The organism is Hydrogenivirga sp. 128-5-R1-1 (genome assembly GCF_000171895.1).
Genome location: NZ_ABHJ01000213.1, coordinates 1 through 1,885, shown reverse-complemented (window position 1 = coordinate 1,885; position 1,885 = coordinate 1). Strand labels below are relative to the sequence as shown.

General features: G+C 31.6%; 3 protein-coding genes. All 3 read left to right on the top strand.

Annotated elements, in window-relative coordinates:
* Positions 1-218 precede the first annotated feature (218 nt).
* Genes HG1285_RS03255 through mqnE form a run of 3 tightly spaced genes read left to right on the top strand, consistent with a single transcriptional unit; the run spans position 219 to position 1,652 of the window.
* Entirely contained in the window at positions 219-419 is a 201-nt protein-coding gene (locus tag HG1285_RS03255; protein WP_008288922.1) for a hypothetical protein, read from the top strand.
* Positions 412-537, top strand: coding sequence for a hypothetical protein (locus HG1285_RS20555; protein WP_008288921.1), 126 nt, complete (start codon positions 412-414; stop codon positions 535-537). The genes HG1285_RS03255 and HG1285_RS20555 overlap by 8 nt, the downstream gene beginning before the upstream one ends.
* Positions 534-1,652: an aminofutalosine synthase MqnE gene (gene mqnE, locus HG1285_RS03260; RefSeq protein ID WP_008288920.1), complete on the top strand. Its 1,119-nt coding sequence runs from the start codon at positions 534-536 to the stop codon at positions 1,650-1,652. Before HG1285_RS20555 ends, mqnE begins: the two co-directional genes overlap by 4 nt.
* Positions 1,653-1,885: the final 233 nt, after the last annotated feature.

The window sequence follows — 1,885 nt, the reverse complement described above, 5'->3', positions numbered from 1 at the left end:
CTTTTGCAATTCAGACCATATTCTATGGGTTGTTCCAAACTGGTGCGCAAAAATAATAACAGGATATTTTTCTTTCTTAACTTTAGGATATTCTAAAAAACCTTTAAGGACGAAACCATCATTAGTTTTTATTTCCAGTTCTTTAGCCACAGAAACTCCAGAAAAAAGCATTATTAATATCATTAATATTTTCATGATTAAAATGATACAATTTTTTTATGAACTGGAAAAGTGGTCTGAAAGAAGTTGGAAAAGGGCTTATTAATTTTGGTGTTGCAGTATTAATATTTTTAGTTTTACAGCCTTTTGTTAGCGGAAAATTGGATTTAGTATATATTATAACTGCTGTATTTAGCTATACATTTTTTACGCTTATGGGGCTTTTTCTTGTATCATTGGGAGGTGATGAAGATGAATGATGCTACACTATCTTTAATTATTGCAACTTTAACTGCAGGAACAGTATCTATAATCTTGCTAATTTTTACTTTATACATGGAAAAAAGAAAGAAAAAATCAAAAGAGGTAAGACATTGAAAACTGAAAGAAGTTTACTTGACTTTTGCACAGATAAAAATCTTTATCCAGTTATAGATAAAGTTTTAAGTGGTGAAAGACTTACCTTTGAAGATGGTGTAAAACTATTTAATACAAATGACCTTTTAACTCTTGGAACTTTAGCAAACTTAAAAAAAGAAGAAAAAAGCGGAAAATATGTTTATTTTGTTATAAACAGACAGATAAATCCTACAAATATATGTACTTTAGGCTGTAAGTTCTGTGCATTTGCCACAATTGATAAAAACGACCCTAAAGCCTATGAAATGACAATTAATGAAATACTTGAAAAGGCAAAATATGCAGTTTCTCAAGGAGCAAGTGAAGTTCATATAGTTGGAGGACTTCATCCTGACTGGCAGTTTGAGGATTACTTGAATATAATTAAATCTTTAAAAGAAAATTTCCCTCAGCTTCACATAAAAGCCTTTACTGCAGTTGAGATAGACTATCTTTCAAAGCTTGCTGAACTTTCTTACGAAGAAACTATCGTAGCATTAAAAGAAGCAGGTTTAGGAAGTCTTCCAGGAGGAGGAGCTGAAATATTTTCATCAAGGGTTAGAAGGATAATAGCCCCTGAAAAGATAGGCTGGAAAAAATACCTTGAGATACATAAAACAGCCCATAAGCTCGGCTTAAAATCAACAACAACAATGCTTTACGGACATGTGGAAACAATAGAGGAAAGGGTTGACCACATTTTAAAAATAAGAGAAGCTCAGGATGAAACAGGAGGATTTACCTGTTTTATACCTCTTGCATTCCAGCCAGAAAACAACGACCTTGGAAAAACTGAGCATACATCAGGAATAGATGATTTAAAAACAATAGCAGTTTCAAGGCTTTTACTTGACAATGTCCCACATATAAAGTCTTACTGGGTTATGCTTGGTGAGAAAATAGCCCAGATAGCTTTAAACTTTGGAGCTGATGATATGGACGGGACAGTTATGGAAGAAAAAATCGCCCACTTTGCAGGAGCAAAATCTCCAACTCAGCAGCAAAAAGAAAGATTAATCAGGCTCATAAAAGAGGCTGATAAAATACCTGTTGAAAGAGATACTCTTTACAATCATATTAAAATATATGAATAAGCAAAAAATAATAGTCTCTGGGGTAATTTTTGTTCTTTTTATTTTATTCTTAATGTTGCTTATAGCTGTACCTTACATTATATTTACAATATTAGGGTTATTTTTTAAAACATTAAAATTTACGCTGTTTTTTATCTTAATATTTTGGGGATTTTTTATAATAATTTGGTGGCTTTATAAAATAGTTAAAGGAGTTTAATTTGTTAACTTTTGCAATCTGTCCTCATGACACA

What these genes read in the sequence shown, in the direction of transcription:
- HG1285_RS03255 (WP_008288922.1), top strand. Translation starts at nt 219, where the DNA reads ATGAACTGGAAAAGTGGTCTGAAAGAAGTTGGAAAAGGGCTTATTAAT.
- HG1285_RS20555 (WP_008288921.1), top strand. Translation starts at nt 412, where the DNA reads ATGAATGATGCTACACTATCTTTAATTATTGCAACTTTAACTGCAGGA.